Annotated in this window: 22 protein-coding genes; 11 read left to right on the top strand and 11 right to left on the bottom strand. The window is 73.6% G+C overall.

The genetic code is table 11. The features are described 5' to 3' along the window. Nucleotides 1–54 precede the first annotated feature (54 nt). The 3 genes from ACFY30_RS35140 to ACFY30_RS35130 are packed head-to-tail and all read right to left on the bottom strand — an operon-like array spanning nt 55 to nt 3,310. Nucleotides 55–933 carry a hypothetical protein gene (locus tag ACFY30_RS35140; RefSeq protein ID WP_390849187.1) on the bottom strand — a complete coding sequence of 293 codons (879 nt, stop codon included), beginning with the start codon at nt 931–933 and terminating at the stop codon, nt 55–57. 52 nt (nt 934–985) lie between these two features. Next, nucleotides 986–2,515, bottom strand: coding sequence for a hypothetical protein (locus tag ACFY30_RS35135; RefSeq protein ID WP_390849186.1), 1,530 nt, complete (start codon nt 2,513–2,515; stop codon nt 986–988). 60 nt (nt 2,516–2,575) lie between these two features. Further along, a complete protein-coding gene (locus tag ACFY30_RS35130; protein WP_390849185.1) occupies nt 2,576–3,310 on the bottom strand; it encodes a GntR family transcriptional regulator in 735 nt (244 codons plus the stop codon). Between the two features lie 168 nt (nt 3,311–3,478). On the opposite strand from ACFY30_RS35130, the gene ACFY30_RS35125 reads away from it, so the two are divergent. The 5 genes from ACFY30_RS35125 to ACFY30_RS35105 are packed head-to-tail and all read left to right on the top strand — an operon-like array spanning nt 3,479 to nt 7,935. Further along, the gene (locus tag ACFY30_RS35125) at nt 3,479–4,774 is read left to right on the top strand and encodes an MFS transporter (RefSeq protein ID WP_390849184.1); all 1,296 of its coding nucleotides are present in this window, start codon (nt 3,479–3,481) and stop codon (nt 4,772–4,774) included. 8 nt (nt 4,775–4,782) lie between these two features. Then, nucleotides 4,783–5,640: a putative hydro-lyase gene (locus tag ACFY30_RS35120; RefSeq protein ID WP_390849210.1), complete on the top strand. Its 858-nt coding sequence runs from the start codon at nt 4,783–4,785 to the stop codon at nt 5,638–5,640. A gap of 41 nt (nt 5,641–5,681) precedes the next feature. Then, nucleotides 5,682–6,440: a LamB/YcsF family protein gene (locus ACFY30_RS35115; RefSeq protein ID WP_390849183.1), complete on the top strand. Its 759-nt coding sequence runs from the start codon at nt 5,682–5,684 to the stop codon at nt 6,438–6,440. Nucleotides 6,441–6,442: 2 nt separating this feature from the next. Next, nucleotides 6,443–7,069, top strand: a complete 627-nt coding sequence (locus ACFY30_RS35110) for an allophanate hydrolase subunit 1 (protein ID WP_390849209.1) — start codon at nt 6,443–6,445, stop codon at nt 7,067–7,069. Next, a complete protein-coding gene (locus ACFY30_RS35105; protein WP_390849182.1) occupies nt 7,066–7,935 on the top strand; it encodes a biotin-dependent carboxyltransferase family protein in 870 nt (289 codons plus the stop codon). The genes ACFY30_RS35110 and ACFY30_RS35105 overlap by 4 nt, the downstream gene beginning before the upstream one ends. Nucleotides 7,936–7,995: 60 nt before the next feature. Here ACFY30_RS35105 and ACFY30_RS35100 read toward each other — a convergent pair whose 3' ends face one another. From ACFY30_RS35100 to ACFY30_RS35080, 5 genes are all read right to left on the bottom strand, one after another. Then, nucleotides 7,996–8,934: an SGNH/GDSL hydrolase family protein gene (locus ACFY30_RS35100; RefSeq protein ID WP_390849181.1), complete on the bottom strand. Its 939-nt coding sequence runs from the start codon at nt 8,932–8,934 to the stop codon at nt 7,996–7,998. After that, the gene (locus ACFY30_RS35095) at nt 8,931–10,277 is read right to left on the bottom strand and encodes a glycosyltransferase (protein ID WP_390849208.1); all 1,347 of its coding nucleotides are present in this window, start codon (nt 10,275–10,277) and stop codon (nt 8,931–8,933) included. The genes ACFY30_RS35100 and ACFY30_RS35095 overlap by 4 nt, the downstream gene beginning before the upstream one ends. A 179-nt stretch (nt 10,278–10,456) precedes the next feature. Beyond that, nucleotides 10,457–11,584, bottom strand: a complete 1,128-nt coding sequence (locus ACFY30_RS35090; protein WP_390849180.1) for a glycosyltransferase family 4 protein — start codon at nt 11,582–11,584, stop codon at nt 10,457–10,459. Nucleotides 11,585–11,953: 369 nt separating this feature from the next. Beyond that, nucleotides 11,954–13,375, bottom strand: a complete 1,422-nt coding sequence (locus ACFY30_RS35085; protein WP_390849179.1) for a HEAT repeat domain-containing protein — start codon at nt 13,373–13,375, stop codon at nt 11,954–11,956. A 309-nt stretch (nt 13,376–13,684) separates the two neighbouring features. Continuing rightward, nucleotides 13,685–14,092, bottom strand: a complete 408-nt coding sequence (locus ACFY30_RS35080; protein ID WP_390824075.1) for an ankyrin repeat domain-containing protein — start codon at nt 14,090–14,092, stop codon at nt 13,685–13,687. Nucleotides 14,093–14,366: 274 nt separating this feature from the next. On the opposite strand from ACFY30_RS35080, the gene ACFY30_RS35075 reads away from it, so the two are divergent. Further along, on the top strand, nt 14,367–14,561 hold the full coding sequence (locus ACFY30_RS35075) for a hypothetical protein (protein ID WP_133916307.1): 195 nt from the start codon (nt 14,367–14,369) through the stop codon (nt 14,559–14,561). 40 nt (nt 14,562–14,601) lie between these two features. Further along, a complete protein-coding gene (locus tag ACFY30_RS35070) occupies nt 14,602–16,170 on the top strand; it encodes a hypothetical protein (RefSeq protein ID WP_390849178.1) in 1,569 nt (522 codons plus the stop codon). A gap of 72 nt (nt 16,171–16,242) precedes the next feature. Here ACFY30_RS35070 and ACFY30_RS35065 read toward each other — a convergent pair whose 3' ends face one another. After that, nucleotides 16,243–17,742, bottom strand: coding sequence for a PLP-dependent aminotransferase family protein (locus tag ACFY30_RS35065; protein WP_390849177.1), 1,500 nt, complete (start codon nt 17,740–17,742; stop codon nt 16,243–16,245). 34 nt (nt 17,743–17,776) lie between these two features. Here ACFY30_RS35065 and ACFY30_RS35060 point away from each other — a divergent pair, with 34 nt between their 5' ends. From ACFY30_RS35060 to ACFY30_RS35045, 4 genes are all read left to right on the top strand, one after another. Next, on the top strand, nt 17,777–18,496 hold the full coding sequence (locus ACFY30_RS35060; protein ID WP_390849176.1) for a YitT family protein: 720 nt from the start codon (nt 17,777–17,779) through the stop codon (nt 18,494–18,496). Further along, nucleotides 18,493–19,260, top strand: a complete 768-nt coding sequence (locus ACFY30_RS35055; RefSeq protein WP_390849175.1) for a glycerophosphodiester phosphodiesterase — start codon at nt 18,493–18,495, stop codon at nt 19,258–19,260. Before ACFY30_RS35060 ends, ACFY30_RS35055 begins: the two co-directional genes overlap by 4 nt. 52 nt (nt 19,261–19,312) lie before the next feature. Next, nucleotides 19,313–20,665, top strand: coding sequence for an MFS transporter (locus ACFY30_RS35050; RefSeq protein WP_390849174.1), 1,353 nt, complete (start codon nt 19,313–19,315; stop codon nt 20,663–20,665). A gap of 278 nt (nt 20,666–20,943) precedes the next feature. Then, entirely contained in the window at nt 20,944–21,318 is a 375-nt protein-coding gene (locus ACFY30_RS35045) for an RNA polymerase-binding protein RbpA (RefSeq protein WP_020128921.1), read from the top strand. A gap of 183 nt (nt 21,319–21,501) precedes the next feature. Here ACFY30_RS35045 and fxsA read toward each other — a convergent pair whose 3' ends face one another. Both fxsA and ACFY30_RS35035 read right to left on the bottom strand, forming a co-directional pair. Beyond that, nucleotides 21,502–22,038 (bottom strand): FxsA family membrane protein, encoded by a 537-nt coding sequence (gene fxsA / locus ACFY30_RS35040; RefSeq protein ID WP_390849173.1) that lies wholly within the window; start codon nt 22,036–22,038, stop codon nt 21,502–21,504. Nucleotides 22,039–22,084: 46 nt separating this feature from the next. Then, a complete protein-coding gene (locus tag ACFY30_RS35035; protein ID WP_390849172.1) occupies nt 22,085–22,930 on the bottom strand; it encodes a polyprenol monophosphomannose synthase in 846 nt (281 codons plus the stop codon). Nucleotides 22,931–22,986: the final 56 nt, after the last annotated feature.

Raw genomic sequence — 22,986 nt, 5'->3', positions numbered from 1 at the left:
TCTCGTAAGTCTTCGGGAAGGTGCGGTGGTTCGGGGCTCGGGGCTCGGGGAGCTTCAGGAGTGGAACGGCAGTCCGGCTTCGGCCACCAGCTCCAGGTCGTCGGTCTCCTCGGCGGGCAGCAGTGTCGGCGTGCCGTCGGTGACCGGGACGACGCCCAGCTCCAGCAGCTCGGCCATGGCGGCGCCGCCGGCCATGTCGCGGACCTGGAGCTGGTAGCGGGCCGTCGTGCGGTACGTACCGCCGTTGTCGTCGCCGGTGCGCTGGAGGAAGCCGGAGTCGGTGAGGAAGGCGACGGCCTTGCCGACGATCCCGGTGGTGGATCCGGCGAGTCTGCGCGCGTCCTTGGTGGCACCGGCGGCGCTGCGTCTGGCCCAGATCCGCCAGGCAGCCTCCAGTCCGGGCGCGTCGGTGGCCGGGTCGGTGTTCTCGCCCTGTTCCTCGGCGCGCTCCTCCAGGCGGCGGCAGGCCTGGCGCACGAAGGCGTCGACGCCGTTGACGCTGACCCGGCCGATGTATCCGTCGTCGGCGAGGTCCTCGGGGCGGGGGAAGGCCATCGCGGCGACCGCGAGATGGGCGAGACCGTGCAGGAAGCGGTCGCCGCCGTCGGCGGACGTGCGACGCGCGTAGTCCCCCATCCGCACCGCGAACACCGAGTCCTCGGCGGCGGTCACGGCCATCCCCGCGCGCGGGGACACCTCCAGCACGACCAGACCGAGGCCGGCGGCGATGGCGTCGGCGAGCCGTGCGAACGCCGGGTCCTCGCGGTGGCGGCGCAGCAGATCGGCGTACTCCTGGTCGCGGGCGGGCTGCAGTCTGGGCTGCAGACCGAAGGCGACGAGCCGCGCCGCGTCGGCGGCGTCGGCGGGGGTGACGGCGGCGGTCACCACCGGGGCGGGGGCCTCCGTGTCGCTCCACTCGACGTGCTCGGTCACGGCTGCGGCTCCTCGGTGTTCTCGTACGCGTTCATTCGGTTCCCGGCCCGGCTCATGCCGCCTCCGTGCGGTCCGCCGCCATCCCCGCGGCGTCCAGCAGGGCGGTGCCGACGATGAGATCGGCCCCGCCGAACTCGGGGTCCTCCAGTTCCGTGCCGTCGTCCACGGCGAACAGCAGCTTCTCCTCGCCCTGCCGGTAGGCCGTGCCCACGGCCGGGGAGGCGGCGTGAACCGCCAGCAGTGCCACGAGGTAGGGCAGTTCGAGGTCGCCGGTGCGCCGCGCCTCGGCCAGCAGACCCGACAGCCGCCGCGGCGCGTCCGCCGGCAGGTCGAGCAGTTCCCTGGCGAGCGCCAGCTGTTCCTCGCTGAAGCGGCTGTCGTCCGGGGTCGCGATGAGATCGGGCTCCGGCATCTCCGCGCCCAGGTGCTCCCGCTCCACCGGCGGGGTCAGCAGCAGGTCGACCAGATCGCCCACCCGCACGGCCACCGGCGTCCGGAATCCCGTCCCGCGCGCGAAGAACGCGTCGGTGACGCGGGCGGCCTGCTCCAGCGGCAGCGGGAGCACGGGCGCGACGAGATGGCCGTAGAGGTCGATGCCCGACGAGGTCATGGGCGTGGCGAAGGCCTGCCGGTCCTGTTCCGCGCGGAACAGGGGGCCCGCCTCCAGCAGGCGGGACTGGAGCTGCGTGTGCCGGCGGATGCAGTCCTTGACGATGTCGACGAGTTCGGCGGCCCGCCGCTTGTTCTCGGCGTCCTCGATCTCGTCCCGGGCCCTGCGGATGTTGGTGAGGATCGCGTTCTCGTGGCGGTAGCGGTCGGCGACGTGGTCGAGGGCCTCGGCGATCATGTCGGGTACGGCGTTCAGCCAGTCCACCGCGCGGACGTTGCGCCGGGTCGCCTCCAGGGCCCTGCGCAGGCTCTCCGCGTACTGGACGGTGCGGTAGCGGGCCTGCTCGGCGGCGAGTTGGGCGTCGGCGAGGCGGCCGCGCCGGATGAGGACCTCCAGCTTGACCTCGGCCGCGATCTGCGCGCTGGTGACGTCGGTGTCGAGAGCGCCGACGAGGACGTTGACCGCCTCGTCCGTGGTCCGCAGGTAGACCGTGCCGCCGTAACCGGGGACCTCCTCCAGCAGCTTGAAGTCGTAGTCGCGGCGGACATAGGTGCCGTCCGCGGCGAACGTGCCGTACACGGCGCGGAAGCCGCGGTCGACGCTGCCGACGTTGATCAGGTTCTCCAGCACCCAGCGGGCCACCCGCTCGTGCTCGGCGACGGGCCGCTGGGGGGCCTGCGCGGCGATGCGCGGGACGAGGCGGGCCACGATCTGGTCGTGGTCGGCGCCGGTGTCGAAGTCCATGTTCAGGGTGACGAGGTCGATGGCGGCGAGGGCGATCTCCGCCATGCCGTAGACCGAGTACTCACCCGCGAGGTTGGCCTTGCGGGCGTCGAGGTCGTGAATCGGCGCGGTGCAGGCGAGCGCGCGCAGCCGCCGCGCCAGCCCCTCGTCGGCGGCCGGGCCCGGAGCGGGGCGCGGCCCCGCGCTGAGCTGGGGCGGAACACGGTCCGTCGATGCAGGCGAAGTCACGGTGCACAGAGTAGGTCCTCGGTCTGACAACGACCCAAACGACCGCAGATGCGACCGCCGTCACACCGCCTCGGGACGGCCTCGGCCGTCGCCCCCGCCGGCCGCCCCTTCGCCCATGCGCCGCCGGTACACCTCGACGACCCGTTCCAGCGAGTCCCGGAGGTAGACGTCCAGCAGCTTCTCCGCCTCGATCCGGTCGCCGGCCTCCAGCGCCTGGAGGATCTGGCGGTTGCGCATGAGGTACGGCTCGTGCAGCCGCCGTGGGTCGTCGACGAGGTGGAAGGCGAGGCGCAGTTCGGCGAAGACGCTGCGCATCAGCTCGTCGGTGCGGGCGCTGCCGGCCAGGGCGACGAGTTCGCGGTGGAAGTGGATGTTGGCGGTACCCACCTCTTTCCAGCCATTCTCGACGGCGGCGACCTGGCCCTCGGTGACGGCCGCCCGGAGGGCGTCCAGGGCGTACGGCGGGTCGCCCAGCCCCCGGACGACGGCACCCTCGACCAGCGCGCGCGTGCGGTAGATGTCCTCGACGTCCTCGACGGTCAGGACCCGGACGAACACACCCCGGTTCAGCTCGTGGACGAGCAGGCGCTCATGGGTGAGCAGCCGGAACGCCTCGCGCAGCGTGTTGCGGGAGACCCCGAGCGCCCCGCCGATGCTGTCCTCCGACAGGCGCGTCCCCGGAGGGAAGAAGCCCTCGGCGATACGGCTCCTGAGGATGTCCGAAACCCGCTCGGCCGTGCTGGTGCGCCCCAGGAGGGCGCGGTCGTCGGCCAGTCCCGCCAGCTGCTCTGCCATGCCCGGAATTGAACCGCAGAACACGAGAACGAAACAACAGGGGTATTGAAGGATCGTTCAACGATCCTCTACCTTCCTGTCCACGGCGCCGCCCCGTCCCCACCGAGGCACGTCCGTTCCCGCACGGCTCACTCCCAGCACCCTCCGTCATCCCTCAGCGAGGTGCCCATGAGCACGACCCCTCCACCGCAGACCCCGACCACTCCGCGCCCCGCCACCACCGGCCACACCGACGACGGGGCGTTCGCCTGGCTGCGCGCCCTCGGCCCGCGGGGCCGGCGCGCCTTCGCCGGCGCGTTCGGCGGCTACGCCCTCGACTCCTACGACTACTTCACGCTGCCGCTGAGCATGGTCGCGCTGGCGGCCTACTTCGGCCTGGACAGCGGCCAGACCGGCCTGTTCACCACCGTCACCCTGATCGTGTCCGCCATCGGCGGGGCCGTCGCGGGCGTGGTGGCGGACCGGATCGGCCGGGTCAGGGCGCTGATGATCACGGTGATCACCTACGCCGTGTTCACCGTGGCCTGCGGCTTCGCGCCCGACTACGAGACCCTGCTGGTCTTCCGCGCCCTGCAGGGCCTCGGCTTCGGCGGCGAGTGGGCGGTCGGCGCCATCCTGGTCGCCGAGTACGCGAGCGCCCGGCACCGGGGCCGCACCCTGGGCGCGATCCAGAGCTCCTGGGCCGTCGGCTGGGGCCTCGCGGCCATCGTCTACACCCTGGTCTTCTCGTTCTTCGGCGACGACATGGCCTGGCGTGTCATGTTCTGGACCGGCGCCCTGCCCGCCGTGCTCGTGGTGTGGATGCGCCGCCGGGTGCAGGACGCGCCGGAGGCCGCCACCGCACGTGAGCACAGCTCCGGGAAGGGCTCGTTCCCGGCCATCTTCAAGGGCCCCCTGCTCCGCACGACGCTCTTCGCCGGGCTGCTGTCCACCGGGGTCCAGGGCGGCTACTACACCCTGGCGACCTGGGTGCCGACGTATCTCAAGTCGGAGCGCGGGCTGTCGGTGGTCGGCACGGGCGGGTATCTGACCTTCCTGATCTCGGGCGCCTTCCTCGGCTACCTGACCGGCGGCTACCTCACCGACCGGCTGGGCCGGCGCCGCAACATCTGGCTGTTCGCCCTGCTGTCGGCGGTCTGCATCCTGGCGTACGCGAACATCCCCGACGGCGCCAACACCCTGCTGCTGGTCCTCGGGTTCCCGCTCGGGTTCTGCATGTCGGCGATCTTCAGCGGCTTCGGCTCCTTCCTGAGCGAGCTGTACCCGACGGCCGTGCGCGGCACCGGGCAGGGCTTCACGTACAACACCGGCCGCGCCGTCGGCGCCGTCTTCCCCACCACGGTCGGCTACCTGGCCGACAGCTGGGGTGTGGGCGGCGCGCTGGTCTTCGGCGCGATCGGCTACGGGATCGCCGCCCTGGCGCTGCTGGGGCTGCCGGAGACGCGTGGGAAGGAACTGGAGTGAACCGTCCGATCCTCACCGAGGACCGCCCGCCGGAGGCCACGCCGGCGGCAGCCGGGGAAGACCGGCCTCTCACCCTCGTCGACGAGCACGCGTACGCGTGGAGTCCCGAAACCGCCCGGGCCCGTTTCCGGGAGGGCCTCGCGGGCCCCACGGCCGGGGTCGCGGCGGGCCACACCCAGGTCAACCTGATCTCGGTGCCCGCGGACTGGGCGTACGACATGCTGCTGTTCTGTCAGCGCAACCCGAAACCGTGTCCGGTCCTCGACGTCACGGACGCCGGTGCCTGGACGACGGTTCTGGCCGAGGGCGCCGACCTGCGTACCGATCTGCCGCGCTACCGGGTGTGGGAGAACGGGGAGCTGGTGGACGAGCCGACGGACGTGCGCGCGCACTGGCGGCAGGACCTGGTGTCGTTCCTGATCGGCTGCAGCTTCACCTTCGAGTGGGCGCTGGCCGGGGCCGGCGTCCCGATCCGCCACCTGGAACAGGGGCGCAACGTCCCGATGTACGTGACGAACCGTCAGTGCCGGCCGGCGGGGCGGCTGCACGGCCCGATGGTGGTGTCGATGCGCCCCGTGCCGCCGCGGCATCTGGCGGCCGCCATCCGGGAGAGCAGCCTGCTCCCGGCGGTGCACGGCAGCCCCGTACACTGCGGCGATCCGTCGGGACTGGGCATCGACGACCTCGGCCGGCCCGACTTCGGCGACCCGGTGGACGCCGAGCCGGACGACATCCCGGTGTTCTGGGCCTGCGGTGTGACCCCGCAGGCCGCGGTGATGGCCTCGCGGCCGCCGTTCGCCCTCACCCACGCCCCGGGGCAGATGTTCCTCACCGACGCCCGCGACGAGCAGTACCGCGTGGCCTGAACGGCGGACCCGGAGAACCAGGAAGGAAGCACGAAGGAACCATGACCTCGATCGATCTGAACGCCGACCTCGGCGAGGGCTTCGGCCGCTGGGAGCTCACGGACGACGAGCAGTTGCTGTCCGTCGTGACGAGCGCCAACGTGGCCTGCGGCTTCCACGCCGGGGACGCCGCCACCATGCGGCGGGTGTGCGAGCTGGCGGCCGGGCGGGGCGTGACGATCGGGGCGCAGGTCTCCTACCGGGACCTCGCGGGGTTCGGGCGGCGCGCCATGGACGTGCCGCCCGCCGAACTGGCCGCCGAAGTGGCGTACCAGATCGGCGCTTTGGAGGTCTTCGCCCGGGCGGCGGGCGCACGCGTGGCGTACGTCAAGCCGCACGGCGCGCTCTACAACCGGGTCGTGCACGACGAGGAGCAGGCCGGCGCGGTGGTCGACGGGGTGCTCCTCGCCGACGCCACGCTGCCCGTGCTCGGACTGCCCGGCTCGCGTCTGCTGGACCTCGCCCGCAAGGCGGGGCTGCCGGGCGTCACGGAGGCCTTCGCGGACCGCGCCTACACCGACGACGGCACGCTCGTGCCGCGCGCGCGGGCCGGGGCCGTGGTCACCGACCCGGACGCCGTCGTCGAACGGTCGGTGAGCCTGGCCCGCACCGGTACCGTCACCTCCCACGCGGGGTCGTCCATCGAGGTACGCGCGCGTTCCCTGTGTCTGCACGGCGACACGCCCGGCGCGGTGGAACTGGCCCGCCGGGTCCGGCGACGGCTCGAGGAGTCGGGTGTCCGGGTGGAGGCCTTCGCATGAGCGTGCGGGTCCTGCCCGTCGGCGACGACGCCCTGCTCGTCGAGGTGGCCTCGGGCGCGGAAGCGGAGGCGCTGCACGCGGAACTGGTGCGCCGCCGCGCGGTCGGGCTGCTCACCGCCCGCGAGATCGTCCCCGCGGCCCGGACGGTGCTCCTGGACGGTGTGGACGACCCGGTCCGGCTGACGTCCGAACTGACCGCCACGGAGATCCCGCCCGCCGCCCCGCGGACGCGTGAGGTGGTCGAGCTGCCGGTGCGCTACGACGGCCCCGACCTCGCCGACGTCGCCGCCCACTGGGGCGTACCGGCGCGGGAGGTGGCCCGCATCCACGCGGACACCGAGTTCCGGGTCGCCTTCTGCGGCTTCGCGCCCGGCTTCGGCTACCTCACCGGTCTCCCCTCGCGCTACGACGTCCCCCGCAGGGCCACGCCGCGCACGGCGGTACCGGCCGGCTCGGTGGCGCTGGCCGGGCCGTACACAGGGGTGTACCCGCGCTCCTCGCCGGGCGGCTGGCAGCTGATCGGCAGCACGGACATGGTGCTGTGGGACCACGCGCGTGTACCGGCCGCGCTGCTGTCGCCGGGGACGCGGGTGCGTTTCGTCGCGGCGGAGCCGGTGGGTGCCGGGTGACCGACCGCGCTCTCTCCGTCGTCCGCGCGGGGGCACTCACCACCGTGCAGGACCAGGGGCGTCCCGGACACGCGCACCTCGGCGTGCCCCGCTCCGGCGCGCTGGACGCCCCCGCGGCGGCCCTCGTCAACCGGCTCGTCGGCAACCCGCCCGGAGCGGCGGTCCTGGAGACCACCGTCAACGGCTGTGCCGTGCGGCCCCGTTCCACCGTCACCGTGGCGGTCGGCGGCGCGCCCTGCCCGGTCACGGTGGACGGACGGCCGGCCGCCTGGGGCACGTCCGTGCGGGTGCCGGCCGGAGCCGTCCTCGACGTCGGGTCCGCCGTCCGCGGGCTGCGCGCCTACGTGGCGGTGTCCGGCGGCATCACCGTCGATCCGGTCCTCGGCAGCCGCTCCACCGACCTGCTGTCGGGCCTCGGCCCCGAGCCGCTCACGGACGGCACGGTCCTGCCGCTGGGCCCCGAACCCGTGCCGCACACCCGCGTGGACGTCGCCCCGCAGACCGCTCCCCCGGCCGAGCTCGTCCTCCGGGTCACGCTCGGCCCGCGCGACGACTGGTTCACGCCGGGGGCCGTCCGCGCCTTCACCACGCGCGCGTACCGCGTGTCCCCGGCGAGCAACCGCATCGGCCTGCGCACCGAGGGGCCCGCCCTGGAGCGCGCCCTCACCGGTGAACTGGCCAGTGAGGGCATGGTCCTGGGCGCCGTGCAGGTACCCCCCGACGGCCGGCCGGTGGTCTTCCTCGCCGACCATCCGACCACCGGGGGCTACCCGGTGATCGGGGTCGTCCGCGCGGCCGACCTCCCGGCCGCCGCCCAGGCGGTGCCCGGTACCCCGGTCCGCTTCGTGGCCGTACGCCGACGCTGAGGTACGAGGCGTCCGGGGCGACGCGACACGGACGGCCATCGTGCGCCGCCGGGGCGACACTCAGGTCCCGCCGCAGAGGGCCACGGCCTTCCGGGCGTCCGGGGCGACGCGGCGCCCGGGGGTCTCCTGGGCGGCCCCCGGCTGTGGTTCCGCCGCCGACAGCGCGGCCAGCGCCGCGGAGACCGCCGCTGCCGCCCGCAGGTCGAGCCGGGCGCTCGTCCCCCGGACCCGGTGGCGCATCTCGTCGACGGCCAGGCTGAGCAGTTGGGGCAGCAGGTCGGTGCAGCGCCGGGCCACCCAGCCGGTGCCCGCCGTCGCCAGCCACCACAGGCTCGCCGAGGTCGTCGGCGCCGGGAACTCGGGCTCGGGCGAGGGCACGGGTCCGGTGGCGAGGCCCGCCTCCGCCAGCAGGGCGTGGAAGCGCACGGCCAGCTGCCGGTGCCCCCGCTCGCCCGGGTGCAGCCGGTCCGCGCTCCACATCGCGCGGTCCGTCAGCCAGGCGCCCTCCGCCGCATGGAGATGGACGGCTCCGTACCGGTCGGACAGCGCGTGGACCACGGCGTTGACGGCGCGCTGCCGGCGGGCCAGCGGACGGGCCAGGGCTCCGGGCAGGCCGAGCATGGCGCCCGGATCGGGCAGGCACGCGGTGAGCAGGACCGCGCCCTGCTCGGCGAAGGCGCCGTACACCGTGTCGAGCCGGGCGGCGACGGCGTGGAGGTCGAACGTGCAGCGCAGTGTGTCGTTCACGCCCACGACGACGGAGACGACATCCGGCCGCAGCGCCAGTCCGGCCGGGAGCTGCCGTTCCAGCACGTCCCGGGTCTGGGCCCCGCTGACCGCGAGGTTCGTGAACTCCACGGGTGCCGGGCACCCCTCGTCCACCGGCCCCGCGAGCCCGCCGGCGAGCAGCGCGGCCCAGCCGCGCCGGCCGTCACCCGCCGGGTCACCCACGCCCTCGGTGAGGGAGTCGCCCAGGGCGACGAAACGGACCCGTCTCATCCCAGACCTCCGGACACGAAGGGACGTACCGGTACCGTCGCGACGCCGTCGTCAGGACGCTCCGCTCCCGTCGCGACGCCCGCGTCGGAACGCCCTCGTCCCGACGCCACGCAGTCGTCAGAACGCGCCCGTCCCGTCCCACCGCCCACGTCGGGACACGCCCGTCCCGACGTACCACTCACGTCACCACGCTCCCCCGCCGTCCCTCCGCCCCCGGCGGGACGGCACGGCATCGCCGCATCGTGCGCCGCGAGAAACGCCTCCACCGACGCTCCCCACCCGAAGCACTCCGCACGGGCGCGTGCCTCCCCCCGGCGCTCCTCGCGGGAACGGTCCAGAAGGTGCTCGACCGCGTCCGCGAAAGCGGTCCCGTGGTCGGCCGCGACGGCCCCCGCTGTGCCGATCACCTCGGGCAGTGCCGAGGAGGCGCTCACCACCACCGGCGTCCCGCAGGCCATCGCCTCCAGCGCGGCCAGCCCGAACGTTTCCGCGGGCCCCGGCGCCAGGCACACGTCGGCGGAGGCCTGCAGCGCGCCGAGGGCACCCCGGTCGGACACGTGGCCCAGAAAGGTGACCGGCAACCCCCGCTCCCGGGCCCGCTGCTCCAGCCGCGGCCGCAGCGGTCCGTCCCCGGCGACCACCAGCACCGCCCGCACCCCCCGCGCCACGAGCGCCGCGAGGGCGTCCAGCGCCGTACCGGGCCGCTTCTCCACGGACAGCCGCGTGCATGTGACCAGCAGGACCTCGCCCTCGCGCGCGTACCGGGCCCGCAGCCCCGCGTCGGACAGCGCGGGATGCCGCTCGACGAGGTCGACGCCGAGCGGGGCGCGCACCACGTTCCGTGCCCCGATCCGCACGAACTCCCGCTCGGCGAACTCGGTGGTGCACACCACACGCGCGTACGTGTGCGCCGTACGGATGTTGAGCGCGTCGGCGGTCCGCCGGGCGGCCGCCTCCGGCACGCCCCAGGTGCGCAGCACACCGTCGGCGGTCTCGTGGGAGACCATCACGGCGGGGACGCGGGCGCGCCGCGCCCACTTGCCGGTCCATCGCAGCGTCGTACGGTCCGAGACCTCCAGACGGTCGGGCGCGAGGTCCTCCAGAAGGCGGGCGAGGCGCCGCTTGTCGGTGAGGACGCGGTAGCCGCCGGTGCCGGGCAGCATCGGGCCGGGCAGCGTGACCACCCGGCCCTGCTCGGTCTCCCGGTCGCTCGCCCGCTCGCCCGGCACGATCAGGACGGGTGCGTGGCCCGCCTCGCCGTAGCCCTTGCCGAGTTCGCGCAGCGCGGTGCGCAGTCCCCCCGAGGCGGGGGCCACGAAGTTGGCCAGGCGCACGATCCTCAGCGACCCCGACCCAGACCTCGACCCAGACCCCGAGCCCGACCCCGACCCAGACCTCGACCCGGACCCCGAGCCCGACCCCGACCCAGACCCGGACGCGGACCCGGTCCCGGACCCGGACGCGGTCCCGCACGCGGATCCGAACCCAGCCCCGGATCCCGCCCCCGGCCTCGACCCCGCGCTCATGCCGCCACCACCGGACGGCGCGCGGCCAGCACGTCCCCGTAGTGCCCGATGAGCTGATCGCCGACGGCGGCCCAGGTGCGTCCCTCGACCGTGGCGCGCCCGGCGTCGCCGTACAGCGCCCGCAGCGCGGGATCGGCGGCCAGGGCCGCCACCGCCTCCCGTACGGCGGTCGCGTCGCGCGGCGGGACCAGCAGGCCGGTGCGCCCGTGGGCCACCAGGTCCAGCGGGCCGCCCGCGGCCGGCGCCACCACCGGCACACCGCTGGCCATGGCCTCCTGGACGGTCTGGCAGAACGTCTCGAAGGGGCCCGTGTGCACGAAGACGTCCAGCGAGGCGAAGATCCGGGCGAGGTCGTCCCCCGTGCGCCGGCCGAGGAAGACCGCGCCGGGCAGCGCCTCGTCCAGGTGGGCGCGGCTGGGCCCGTCGCCCACCACCACGACCCGCACGCCCTCCAGACCGCACACCCCGGACAGCAGTTCGACCTGCTTCTCGGGGGCCAGCCGGCCGACGTAGCCGACGATCAGCTCGCCGTTCGGGGCGAGTTCGCGGCGCAGGGCCGTGTCGCGGTGCCCGGGGCGGAAGCGGACGGTGTCCACCCCGCGCCGCCACAGCTTGACCCGGGGTATGCCGTGCGTCTCCAGGTCGTGCCGGGCGGCGGTGGAAGGGGCGAGGGTGAGGTCGGCGGCGGCGTGGACGGTGCGGATGCGCCGCCAGGCCGTGGCCTCACCGGCGCCCATGTAGGTGCGGGCGTATCCGGCCAGGTCGGTCTGGTAGACGGCGACGGCGGGGATGCCGAGCTTCGCGGCGGCCGCCATGCCGCGGACGCCGAGGACGAACGGGCTGGCCAGGTGGACCAGGTCGGCGCGGTGTTCGGCGATGGCCGCGGCGACGCGTCGGCTGGGGAGGGCGACGCGGACCTGGGGGTAGCCCGGGAGCGGGAGGGAGGGGACACGGACGACGGGGCACGGCGCCAGGGCGTCGGGCCCGGTACCGGCGGCGGTGGCCGGTGCGACGACGAGCGGGAGGTGACCGCGATCTACGAGGTGCCGGGCGGTCTGGAGCGCGCAGTGGGCCACGCCGTTCACGTCGGGGGGAAAGGATTCGGTCACGATGACGACACGCATACCGGTGTTGTCGCCGCCCTGGACGTGGCCGCGTCAACGTGGATCTTTCCGGACGACAAACGTCCCATGAGCGTTGCGCTGCGTGCGCCGGCGCACGTCGCACGGTGCGCGCCGCCCACGCCGTCGCAGGTCAGCACCCACGCCCCGGCAGGTCGGACGATGTCCACGCCCGCCTGACCCGTGGGTCATCCCGCGTTCACCCGGCGGGCGAACGTGCCCCTCCGGCCGAGTCCGGGTCCCCCCGGTCGCCAACGGCTCCCCCCAGGGTCCGAATCCGGGTTCCCGCCGGGGCCTGTCCGGGGTCCTGCCAGGCCGTATCCGAGTACCCGCCAGGGTCCGTATCCGGCTCCCGCCCGATCTGGTCTCCGGCTACATGGCGGACGCCGCGTCCGGTCCGATCCGGCTGCGTACGGCCGTCTGGACCTCCGCCTCCTCGGCCGGGTCGGCCGCGAGCCTGCGTAGGCGTTCCACGACCCGGGCGTCACCGGTCTCGGCGTGCCGGGCGGCGATCTCGCGGGTGGCCTCCTCGCAGTCCCACAGGCATTCGACGGCGAAGCCGGTGGCGAAGGAGGGGTCGGTGGCGGCGAGGGCGCGGGCGCAGCGTTGCCGCAGGTGGGAGGAGGCCGTCTCGCGGTAGATATGGCGCAGTACGGGGGCGGCGCAGACGATGCCGAGGCGTCCGGCGCCGTCGACGAGGGTCCACAGGGTCGGCGCGTCGCAGCCCTCGCCGCGCACGGCCTCACGCAGGGCGCCGAGGACCAGGTCACTGTCCCGGGTGCCGCCCCGGCAGGCGAGCATGCGGCCCGCGGCGGCGCCCAGGGCGTCGGGCCGGTGGGCCCAGCCGCGGGCCCGGTCGACGGCGGCGATGCTGCGCATGCGTTCGAAGGCGTCCAGGGCGGCCTCGACGACGCCGGTGGAGCCGGTGGCCACGGCCTGCTCGATCAGCAGCAGGGCGTCGGGATCGTTGCAGTCGGCGAGATAGCGCAGGGCGGTGCACCGGGCGCCCTCGCTGCCGTCCTTGGCAGCCTGCACGATCTCCGGCCGGTCCTCGGGGCCGGCCACGGCCGTGAGGCAGCGGGCGGCGGGGACATGCAGGGCCGCGCCGCGTTCCAGGCCCTGCTGGGCCCACTCGAACACGGCCCGCACGCTCCAGCCGGGACGGGGCCCGCTGGGGCTCATCTGGCGTTGCCAGCGGTCGAAGCAGCCGGCTTCCTGGGCGGCACGCACGCGTGCGGAGACGTACTCGCGGGGATCCTCGGCCCACAGCCGCCAGGGCCGTGGCTCAAAAGCGTCGCGGACGGCGGCGGCCAGTTCGGCCTCGCCCTCGGCGTCGGTCGCGAACCGTGCGAGCACCGGCGTGGCCAGGGCGCGCAGCCCGGCGTCGTCGTCGCGCAGGGCGAGCTCGTCCAGCGCCCAGGCCCAGTTGGTGCCCGTGGCGGCGTATCTGCGCAGCAGTTCGAGGGCGTCCGGCCTGCCGTAGGAGGCCAGGTGGCCCAGCACGGCCAGGGCGAGGCCGGTGCGTGACTCCTCGGTGTCGAAGGCGTCCTCGACGTCGAAGAGATGCGCCTCGATCTCGTCCAGGTCGCCGTTGAGGTCGAGGAAGAGCCGGGCGTAGTACAGGGAGCGGTTCTCCACCTGCCAGTCGTGGCGGGGATCGCGCAGGACACAGTGGTTGAGTGCCGCGAGCGCTTCGGCGCGCGGGGCGGTGAGCGCGTGCAGCGTGCCGTCGCCGCGACCCCTCTGCAGGAGGCCGAGCAGCGTACCGCTGGGCGCTATGACCGGATCGAACATGGGAAACAGCCTCACATCAAGCGTCGACGCAACCGGGGACGTGCACTACCTGGCCGCGTGACAACACGTCGGGGCGCCCGCCGTTTCCTGCTTGCTGTAGACCATCTTCCTCTGCCTCTCGTCGGTGGCCCATGCGGACCGCATCACGGCCCGCGCGGTGCGGCAACACCTGCCCAGCCATCGCGTCCGTGAATCACGTCGTCATGATGACCCGGCTGTTCTGCCTGCCGCGACCGAAATTTCCGGCGGCCCCGTACCGCCTCCCCCGTGGTCGTTGATTTACCTGGTCAGGAACTTCGTATTACCTGTTCATGAGCCGTCGGCCCGTACCGCGCCGAACAGCTCCAGGAGCTCGGTCCTGGCGAACATCCGGGCCGTGTCGACGGCCGAGGGGGTGCCCGCGGACGGGTCGGCGCCCGCCTCGAGAAGGACCTTGATCACCTCGGTCTCGCCCTTGAAGGCGGCACCGGCGAGCGGCGTCTGCCCGCGGTCGTTGATCCGGTCCGCGTCGGCGCCGCGGGCCAGCAGGGCCCGGACCGCGTCGGCGTGGCCGTGATAGGCGGCGAGCATCACCAGGCAGTCGCCCCGGTCGTTGGTGAGGTCGGCCGGCACGCCCGCGTCGACGTACGCCACGAGCTCCTCGGTCCGCCCCTGCCGGGCCAGATCGAAGATCTTGGTCGCCAGCTCCACGACCTCGGGGTCGGGGGCTTCAGTCATCGGCCGGGACCGCCTCTCGCTCACAACTCGCTACAACCGTTCAGGTGAATCGCCAGCGTACTGGCTCGCCGCACACATGGGTGGTCCTGTCCGAGGCAAAGATCACGAGGAGACCCGTTCGCCGCAATTCTCCTGCTCAGGCAGCCCCCAGGACGTTCCACCACAGGGGGGAAATCAGGAGAAATTCACCCAGTTGCACCTTTTATCGTATGGATACATCCTGTGATCCTGGAAGTACTCATGGTGACTGTCCCCACGAACCAGGAGATCCCCCATGATCCTGTCCATCTCAGGCGTCGTCCTGCTCGGCATCATCGTCTTCCTGTTCTTCCGCAAGGACGGACTGAAGGCCTCGCACGCCTGCGTCTCGGCCCTGTTCGGCTTCTACCTGGCGAGCACGGCCATCGCCCCGAGCATCAAGGCGGGCGGCGAGAGCCTGGCCGGCCTGCTCGGCGGCATCAAGTTCTGACGCCGCCCGTCCCGTCCGTACGCACCTCCAGGAGACAGCAGTGGCCCGGCGCCCCCTCCCCCGCATCCTGAGCACAGGCAGCGCGCAGATCGCCCGGAGCCGGGAGCTGGCCCGGACGGCGGCCGACAGCGCCACCGACGTCCTCCATCCACTGATCACGATCACCCGCGGGCTGCGCCGGCTGGCCTCGGCCGGGCGGCGCAGATGGGCCGAGACCCCCAAGGACAGGCGCGGGCCGCTGCTGTTCCTGGCCGCCTCGGTGATCCTGGTCGTGGCCCTCGTGCCGTACGGCCCGCTGCTCGCCGTCATCACACTGATGGCGGCGGCGGCCTGGCAGGGCCGGGACCGCACCCCACCGGATCCCGACGGCCCCGACGAGTCGCAGGCCCAGCGGCTCCAGTCGCTGTACGAGGCACTGGTCCCCTACTTCTCCACGGCCGACGATCCCGCTCCCCTCTACGCCCACGGCGGCGAGTGGGAGAAGGCCTTCCCGGCGTACGAGTTCGACGGCTCGGGCCGGGTCACGCACCTCGTGATCCGCTACCCGGCCTACTTCCCGGACGGCGAGGCCGAACCCCGCGCGCGGGTCGAGCAGCTGCTCACCGCCAAGTCGGGCCGCGGCCGCGAGTACCTCTTCACCTGGGACGAGGAGGGCAACGAGCTGACGGTCGGCGTCCTCGCCCCGCTGCCCACCGACATCGCCGCACAGCGCTTCGTCACCGCGCCCGGCGAGACCGTCCTGGGCTTCACCGACCCCACCCGCGTCCAGCGCACGCTCCCTCTCACCCACGGAGAGGAACAGCGTGACGTCCCGCCGGTCGTCTGGCGCACCGGTGCCCGCTCCACCGAGCCGCATCTGCTGGTGGTCGGCCAGCCCGGCACCGGCACCTCGACCCTGCTGCGTTCCATCGCGCTCCAGGCCCTCCAGTACGGCGACGTCCTGGTCGTCGAGGGCGGCGGCACCGGCGAGTACGCGTGCCTCACCGGCCGGGACGGCGTCCTGGGTGTCGAGGCCGGGCTGGCGGGGGCGCTGACCAGCCTGGAGTGGGCGGCGCAGGAGACCGAGCGCCGGCTGATCGCGGCGAACCAGGCCCGCCAGGCGGGACAGACGCCACCGGACGACACCAGGCGTCCGCTGTGGATCCTCCTCGACCGCCCCACCGCCTTCACCCCGCTCGCGGAGGCGGACGGCCGCACCGACCCCCAGGCCCTGCTCCAGGTCCCGCTGCGGCACGGCCGGGCGGCCTCGGTGACGGTGGTCGTGGCCGAGCAGTTCGACTGCCTGGACCTGCTGAGCGACGCCGTCCTTCAGCACACCCGCGCGCGTGTCGTGCTCGGGCCCGCCTCGGCCGGCCGGCTGGCCTCCGTCCTGGGCGCTCCCCCGCACACCACGCCCGTCGACCAGGTCCCGCCGGGACGCGGGTACGCGCGGCTGGGGTCGGGTCCGGTGCACCGGCTCCAGGTGCCGGCGACGCCGGATCCGTACGACGACGCCACGAGCGAGGCGCAGCGGCAGGCGGTGCTGGAGCTGCTGCCGCCGCGGAGCACCCCGGCGGACGCGGAGACGGAGTCGCTGGCGGTGCCGGTGGAGGTGGCGGTCGCGGAGTAGCCCCGGCAGGGTGCGCCGGAACCACGGCGGCGGGCGGGTGGGCCTTCCCGGTCCCACCCGCCCGCCGCCGCGCTACGCGACGAACGTGCGCGGCCCCTCCGCGCCCACCGTCCCCCCGCTCTCCACGATCCGGGCCGCCGCGGCCAGCCGGGCGGCCGCCTCCTCCGCCACCGCTCCCCCCACGGTGAACGGCAGCCGCACATACCCCTCGAAGGCGCCGTCGACCCCGAAGCGCGGTCCGGAGGGCACCCGCACCCCGACCCGCTCCCCCGCTTCGGCGAGCCGCGACCCGGACAGCCCCCCGGCCCGCACCCACAGGGTCAGCCCGCCCTTCGGCACGGAGAACTCCCAGTCCGGCAGCTCCCGCCGCACCGCCGCGACCAGCTCGTCCCGGTTCTCCCGGGCCTGCACACGGCGCAGCTCGACGGCCTGCTCCCAGCCCCCGGTGCTGAACAGCCAGTTCACCGCGAGCTGCTCCAGCACGGGGGTGCCCAGGTCGGCGTAGGCGCGGGCGGCGACCAGGCTGCGGATGACGTCCGGGGCCGCGCGCACCCAGCCGATGCGCATCCCCGCCCAGAAGGCCTTGCTCGCCGAACCGACCGTGATCACCGTCGACCCGGCAGGGTCGAACCCGCACACCGGTCGCGGCATCTCGACGTCGTCGTCGAGCCACAGCTCGGTCATCGTCTCGTCGGCGATCAGCACGGTCCCGGCCGACCGGGCGGCCTCCACCAGCCTCCGCCGCTGGTCCTCGCCGGCCAGCGCGCCGGTGGGGTTGTGGAAGTCGGCGACGACGTACGCGATCCGCGGCGCCGCCTCGCGCAGCACCTGACGCCAGCGGTCCATGTCCCAGCCGGCGAGCCCCTCGGCCATGGCGACGGGCACCAGCCGGGCACCCGCCTCGCGCATGAGCTGGAGGATGTTGGCGTAGGAGGGCGACTCGACGGCGATGCGCTCGCCGCGCCCGCCGAAGAGATGGCAGATGGCGTCGATGGCGCCCATGGCGCCGGTCGTCACCATGATCTGCTCGGGCATCGTCGGAATTCCGCGCGCGGTGTACCGCTCGGCGATCATCGAGCGCAGCGCGGGCAGGCCCGCCGGGTAGTCGCCGTGTGTATGGGCGTAGGGAGGCAGCTCCTCCAGCGCGCCCTGGACGGCGCGGGTGAGCCACGGCTCCGGTGCCGGGAGGGCTGCGCAGCCCAGGTCGATCATCGAGCCGAGGGCCTCGGGCGGCAGCGGTTCCAGGCCGCGCGCGGGCAGCGGATTGCCCGCCGGGACGGCCGTCCAGCTGCCGGCACCGCGCCGGGACTCCAGGAAGCCCTCGGCCCGCAGCGCCTCGTAGGCGGCGGCGACCGTGGTGCGGCTCACGGAGAGGGCCAGGGCCAGTTCGCGCTCGGCGGGGAGCCGGGCGGCCACCGGGACACGGCCCTCGAGCACCAGCAGCCGGACGCCGTCGGCGAGCGCGCGGTAGGCGGGCGGGCGGCGCGTGCCCGGGCCCGCCGGACGGTCCTGCTGGGACGTGAGCAGCCGCGCGAGCTGTGCGGCCCCCACCGCGGAGGTCCACTGCGCCATGGTTACCAGTCCACCTTCCCCGAATTGGCCATGGATGGCGATTCCTTCCAAGCCACAGAGTGGCACGGGTCAGGCCACTACCACCACAGGGGGGCACCACTTGCAGGCCAGGGGACATCTCATACGGCGGCTGGTCCAGTTGTACGGGGGGCTCGTTCTCTACGGGATCAGTTCGGCTCTGCTCGTCAAGGCGGGCCTCGGCCTGGAACCCTGGAACGTGCTGCACCAGGGCCTGGCGGAGCGCACCGGCCTGACGATCGGCGTCGTGCTGATCATCGTGGGTGCGGTCGTGCTGCTGCTGTGGATCCCGCTGCGCCAGCGCCCGGGCCTCGGCACGGTCTCCAACGTCTTCGTCATCGGCATCGCGATGGACGGCGCCCTCGCGACGGTTCCCGAGGCGCACGCCCTGGCCGTGCGTGTTCCTCTTCTGGTGACCGGCGTCGTGCTCAACGGCGCGGCCACCGGCCTCTACATCGCCGCCGCCTTCGGGCCGGGGCCGCGCGACGGACTGATGACCGGACTGCACCGGCGCACCGGCCGCTCGATCCGCACCCTGCGGACGACGATCGAGCTGGCGGTCGTGGTGACCGGCTTCGCCCTCGGGGGCACCGTCGGCGTCGGCACGCTGCTCTACGCGGTGTCGATCGGTCCGCTCGCGCAGTTCTTCCTGCGGGTGTTCGCCGTTCCGCCGGCATCCGGCGGCAGCACGGTCGTTGCCACGGGGACACCCCGTGGAGCGATACTGCGCAGGTGACCGCACCGATACGCCACCCCTACCTCGACCATCCGGGACCCATCCCGTTCGCGCACCGCGGCGGGGCCGCGGACGGCATGGAGAACACCGTGGCGCAGTTCCGGCGCGCGGTGGGGACGGGTTACCGCTACATCGAGACCGATGTGCACGCCACCCGGGACGGCAGGCTCGTCGCCTTCCACGACGCGACGCTGGACCGGGTGACCGACGGCGCCGGCCGCATCGCCGAACTGCCGTGGGCGGAGGTACGGCACGCGCGTGTGGCGGGCAAGGAGCCCGTGCCGCTGTTCGAGGAGCTGCTGGAGACCTTCCCCGAGGTGCGCTGGAACGTCGACATCAAGACCGAGCCCGCCCTGCACCCGCTGCTCGACCTCATCGCGCGCACGGACGCCTGGGACCGGGTCTGCGTCGGCTCGTTCTCCGAGGCACGGGTGGTGCGCGCCCAGCGGCTGGCCGGGCCGCGCCTCGCGACGTCGTACGGCACCCGGGGGGTGCTCAACCTGCGGCTGCGGTCCTGGGGGGTGCCCGCGGCGCTGCGCCGGTCGGCGGTGGCCGCGCAGGTGCCGGAGACCCAGTCGGGCATCCAGGTCGTGGACGCCCGCTTCGTACGGACCGCCCACGCGCGCGGGCTGCAGGTGCACGTGTGGACGATCAACGACGGCGATCGGATGCACCGGCTCCTGGACCTGGGCGTGGATGGCATCATGACCGATCACATCGACACGTTGCGCAAGGTCATGGAGGAGCGGGGCGTCTGGGTCTGAGCGGCCGGACACCGCCGTCGAAGCCTTCGCACCAGGGGAAGCGAGGGTGCGGGTGGGCACCGACACCGTGCGGACGGCGGCGTCCGACGAGGCCGCGGGGCGGCGGCGCGAGCAGCGCGGCTGGTACTTCTACGACTGGGCGTGCTCCGTCTACTCGACGAGCGTGCTCACCGTGTTCCTCGGGCCGTATCTGACCTCGGTCGCCAAGGAGGCGGCGGACGCCGAAGGCTACGTCCATCCCCTCGGCATACCGGTCCGCGCGGGCTCGTTCTTCGCGTACTCGGTGTCGCTGTCGGTGATCGTGGCCGTCCTGGTGATGCCCCTGGTGGGCGCGGCCGCCGACCGCACGGGACGCAAGAAGCCGCTGCTGGGCGCCGCCGCCTATCTGGGCGCCGCGGCCACCGCCGGCATGTTCTTCCTGGACGGTGACCGCTATCTGCTCGGCGGGGCGCTGCTGGTCGTGGCGAACGCGGCCCAGTCGGTCGCGATGATGCTCTACAACTCCTACCTGCCGCAGATCGCCCCGCCCGAGGAACGCGACGCGGTCTCCTCGCGCGGCTGGGCCTTCGGGTACGCGGCGGGTTCCGTGGTGCTGGTCGCGAACCTGGTGCTGTATCTCGCGCACGACTCCTTCGGTGTCTCGGAGTCGACGGCCGTGCGGATCTGTCTGGCCTCCGCGGGGCTGTGGTGGGGCGGCTTCACGATCATCCCGTTGCTGCGGCTGCGCGACCGCGGCCGGCCGGCCGCCGTGGGGGAGGCGACGGCTCCGGGGCTGCGCCAGCTCGTGGCGACGGTCCGCGACATGCGCCGCCACCCGCTCACCCTCTCCTTCCTGCTCGCGTACCTCGTCTACAACGACGGCATCCAGACCGTGATCTCCCAGGCGTCGGTCTACGGCGCCGAGGAGCTCGGGCTCAGCCAGTCCACGCTCATCGGCGCCGTGCTGCTGGTGCAGGTGCTGGCCGTCGCCGGCGCCCTCGGGATGGGGCGGCTCGCCCGCAGATACGGCGCCAAGCACACGATCCTCGGGTCGCTGGTCGCCTGGACGCTCACCCTGGGCGCCGGCTACTTCCTGCCGGCCGGGGCGCCGCTCGGCTTCTTCCTGCTCGCGGCCGCGATCGGCCTGGTCCTCGGCGGCAGCCAGGCCCTCTCCCGTTCCCTGTTCTCCCACCTGGTCCCGCCCGGCAAGGAGGCCGAGTACTTCTCCGCGTACGAGGTGAGCGATCGCGGGATGAGCTGGCTGGGGCCGCTGCTGTTCGGCGTCACGTACCAGCTGACCGGGAGCTACCGGGACGCGATCATCTCCCTGGTGGCCTTCTTCGTCCTCGGGTTCGCGCTGCTCGCGCGGGTCCCGGTACGGCGGGCGATCGGCGCCGCCGGGAACCCCGTGCCGGAGCGGATTTAGCGCTGGAGGCGAAAGGGCGGTAGTGTACGCGTTTGGCCTGCCAGGCGTACCGTTACTGCGCGTCAAAGATGCCGAAACGCTGGGTGACATCTCCTTGCAGATGTGACAAACCGGGCGCCGGTGGGTACTGCACTGGTTGACAAGGCTGCGGCTACGACGGCGACGCATGACCCGGAACGGGACTCGGAACGGGAATCTTTACCGCCGACCGGACGTTGACCGGATGACGACGACAGCGACACCTGTCCTGTGGGCGACAAGCCCGGGAGGCACGATTCATGAGTGAGCGAGCTCTTCGCGGCACGCGCCTCGTGGTGACCAGCTACGAGACGGACCGCGGCATCGACCTGGCCCCGCGCCAGGCCGTGGAGTACGCATGCGAGAAGGGGCACCGCTTCGAGATGCCCTTCTCGGTCGAGGCGGAGATCCCGCCGGAGTGGGAGTGCAAGGTCTGCGGAGCCCCTGCACTCCTTGTGGACGGCGACGGCCCTGAGGAGAAGAAGGCCAAGCCCGCGCGTACGCATTGGGACATGTTGATGGAGCGGCGGACCCGCGAGGAACTCGAAGAGGTCCTCGAGGAGCGGCTCGCCGTTCTGCGGTCCGGGGCGATGAACCTGGCGGTGCATCCCCGCGACAGCCGCAAGTCCGCGTAGCCCTGCGGGGCTGGGGCCGGCTTTAACAGCGCACGCCAATGACCGCGGGCGCCGTACGTGACATGCGTACGGCGCCCGCGGTCTTTGTGCTGAGCGACCGACTGTGCGGGGGCGGGGCGACGGGCTGTGCGGGGGCGGGCCGGACGCCGGAGGGGCTGAAACAGCCGACCGGCGCCGAGACCGCTACGGCTGTTCGTCCCTGATGACCTCGCCCTGCACCACCTTGCCGTCCGGCCGGTGGATGCGGGCCTGCTGGAAGGCGTCGCCCAGGCTGCCGGGGGTGGCCTCGCGGAGCTTGCGCTCGACCGTCCGCTCGGCGGAGCGGCTCACCGCCTTCTGGACCGGCGGGAGCAGCAACAGCAGGCCGACGGCGTCGGAAACCAGGCCCGGGATCATCAGCAGCAGGCCGCCGAGCATCATCAGGCCGTTGCCGGAGCCCCGCGAGGGCGAGCCGCCCCGCTGGAGCGCCTCGTTCAGATTACGGAAGGCGCGTCGGCCCGCCCGCTTGACGACCACCGAGCCGAGCACGACGCCGGCGACGAGGAGCAGGAAGACCACGAGCCCGTTCGTCGCGCCCGCGACGGCGGTCAGCAGCCAGATCTCCAGGACCAGCCACGCGGCGAGCCCCAGCGGCAGGAACGTCCGCAGACGCGAGCGCCGGGGCCGGGCAGGGGGAGGGGCGGAAGCGGGGTACGAAGGGATCGGTGCGCCGGTCGTCATGCTTCCAGTGTGCCCGGACCCGGCTCAGAGCGGCGTAAGGGGACGATCAGCCGTTGCCGTGGGGCTCGGCGGGCGCCTGTGCCTGCGGCCGTCCGGGGTGCTGCTCCGCGCTCCGGCCGGTGATCTTGCCCACTCGCTCCCCCACGCCCCACGCCGTGACCCGCCACAGCGCCTCGACGAGGATGTCGCGGCTCATCTTGGAGTCGCCGAGTTCGCGCTCGACGAAGGTGATGGGGACCTCCACGACGTGGAAGCCGGCCTTGACGGCGCGGCGGGCCAGGTCGACCTGGAAGCAGTAGCCCTGGGAGGCGACCTCGTCGAGGCCGAGGCCCTCGAGCGTCTCCCGGCGGAAGGCGCGGTAGCCGCCGGTGATGTCACGCAGCGGCAGGTCGAGGGCGAGGCGGGAGTAGAGACTGCCGCCCCGGGAGATGACCTCGCGCGACTTGGGCCAGTTCACGACCCGGCCGCCCGGCACCCAGCGGGAGCCCAGGACCAGGTCGGCGCCCTTGAGCGCGGTGAGCAGCCGGGGCAGTTCCTCGGGCTGGTGGGAGCCGTCGGCATCCATCTCGATCAGGACGCCGTAGCCGTTCTCCAGGCCCCAGTGGAAGCCGGCGAGATAGGCGGCGCCGAGGCCTTCCTTGCCCTTGCGGTGCAGCACCTGGACCTGGTCGTCGGCGGCGGCCAGTTCGTCGGCGAGCTTGCCGGTCCCGTCGGGGCTGTTGTCGTCGGCCACGAGGACGTGGGCCTCGGGGACGGCCTTGCGCACCCGGCCGACGATGCTCCTGATGTTCTCCGCCTCGTTGTAGGTGGGGATGATCACCAGGGCCGTGCCCAGCGGACCGAACTGTCTCCCCCGGTCCCGTGCCGCGAGGGTCCCGTCGCCGTCGTTCACTGCTGCCCCTTCGTGTCCGTACGCAGGCCACCACCATAGTGGTCACCGCCTGCGAT

It is taken from the genome of Streptomyces sp. NPDC000345, from assembly GCF_042898825.1.
Classification (GTDB): Bacteria; Actinomycetota; Actinomycetes; order Streptomycetales; family Streptomycetaceae; genus Streptomyces.
Note: the sequence above shows the minus strand (reverse complement) of the source record. Positions and strands in the feature narration are given on the sequence as shown.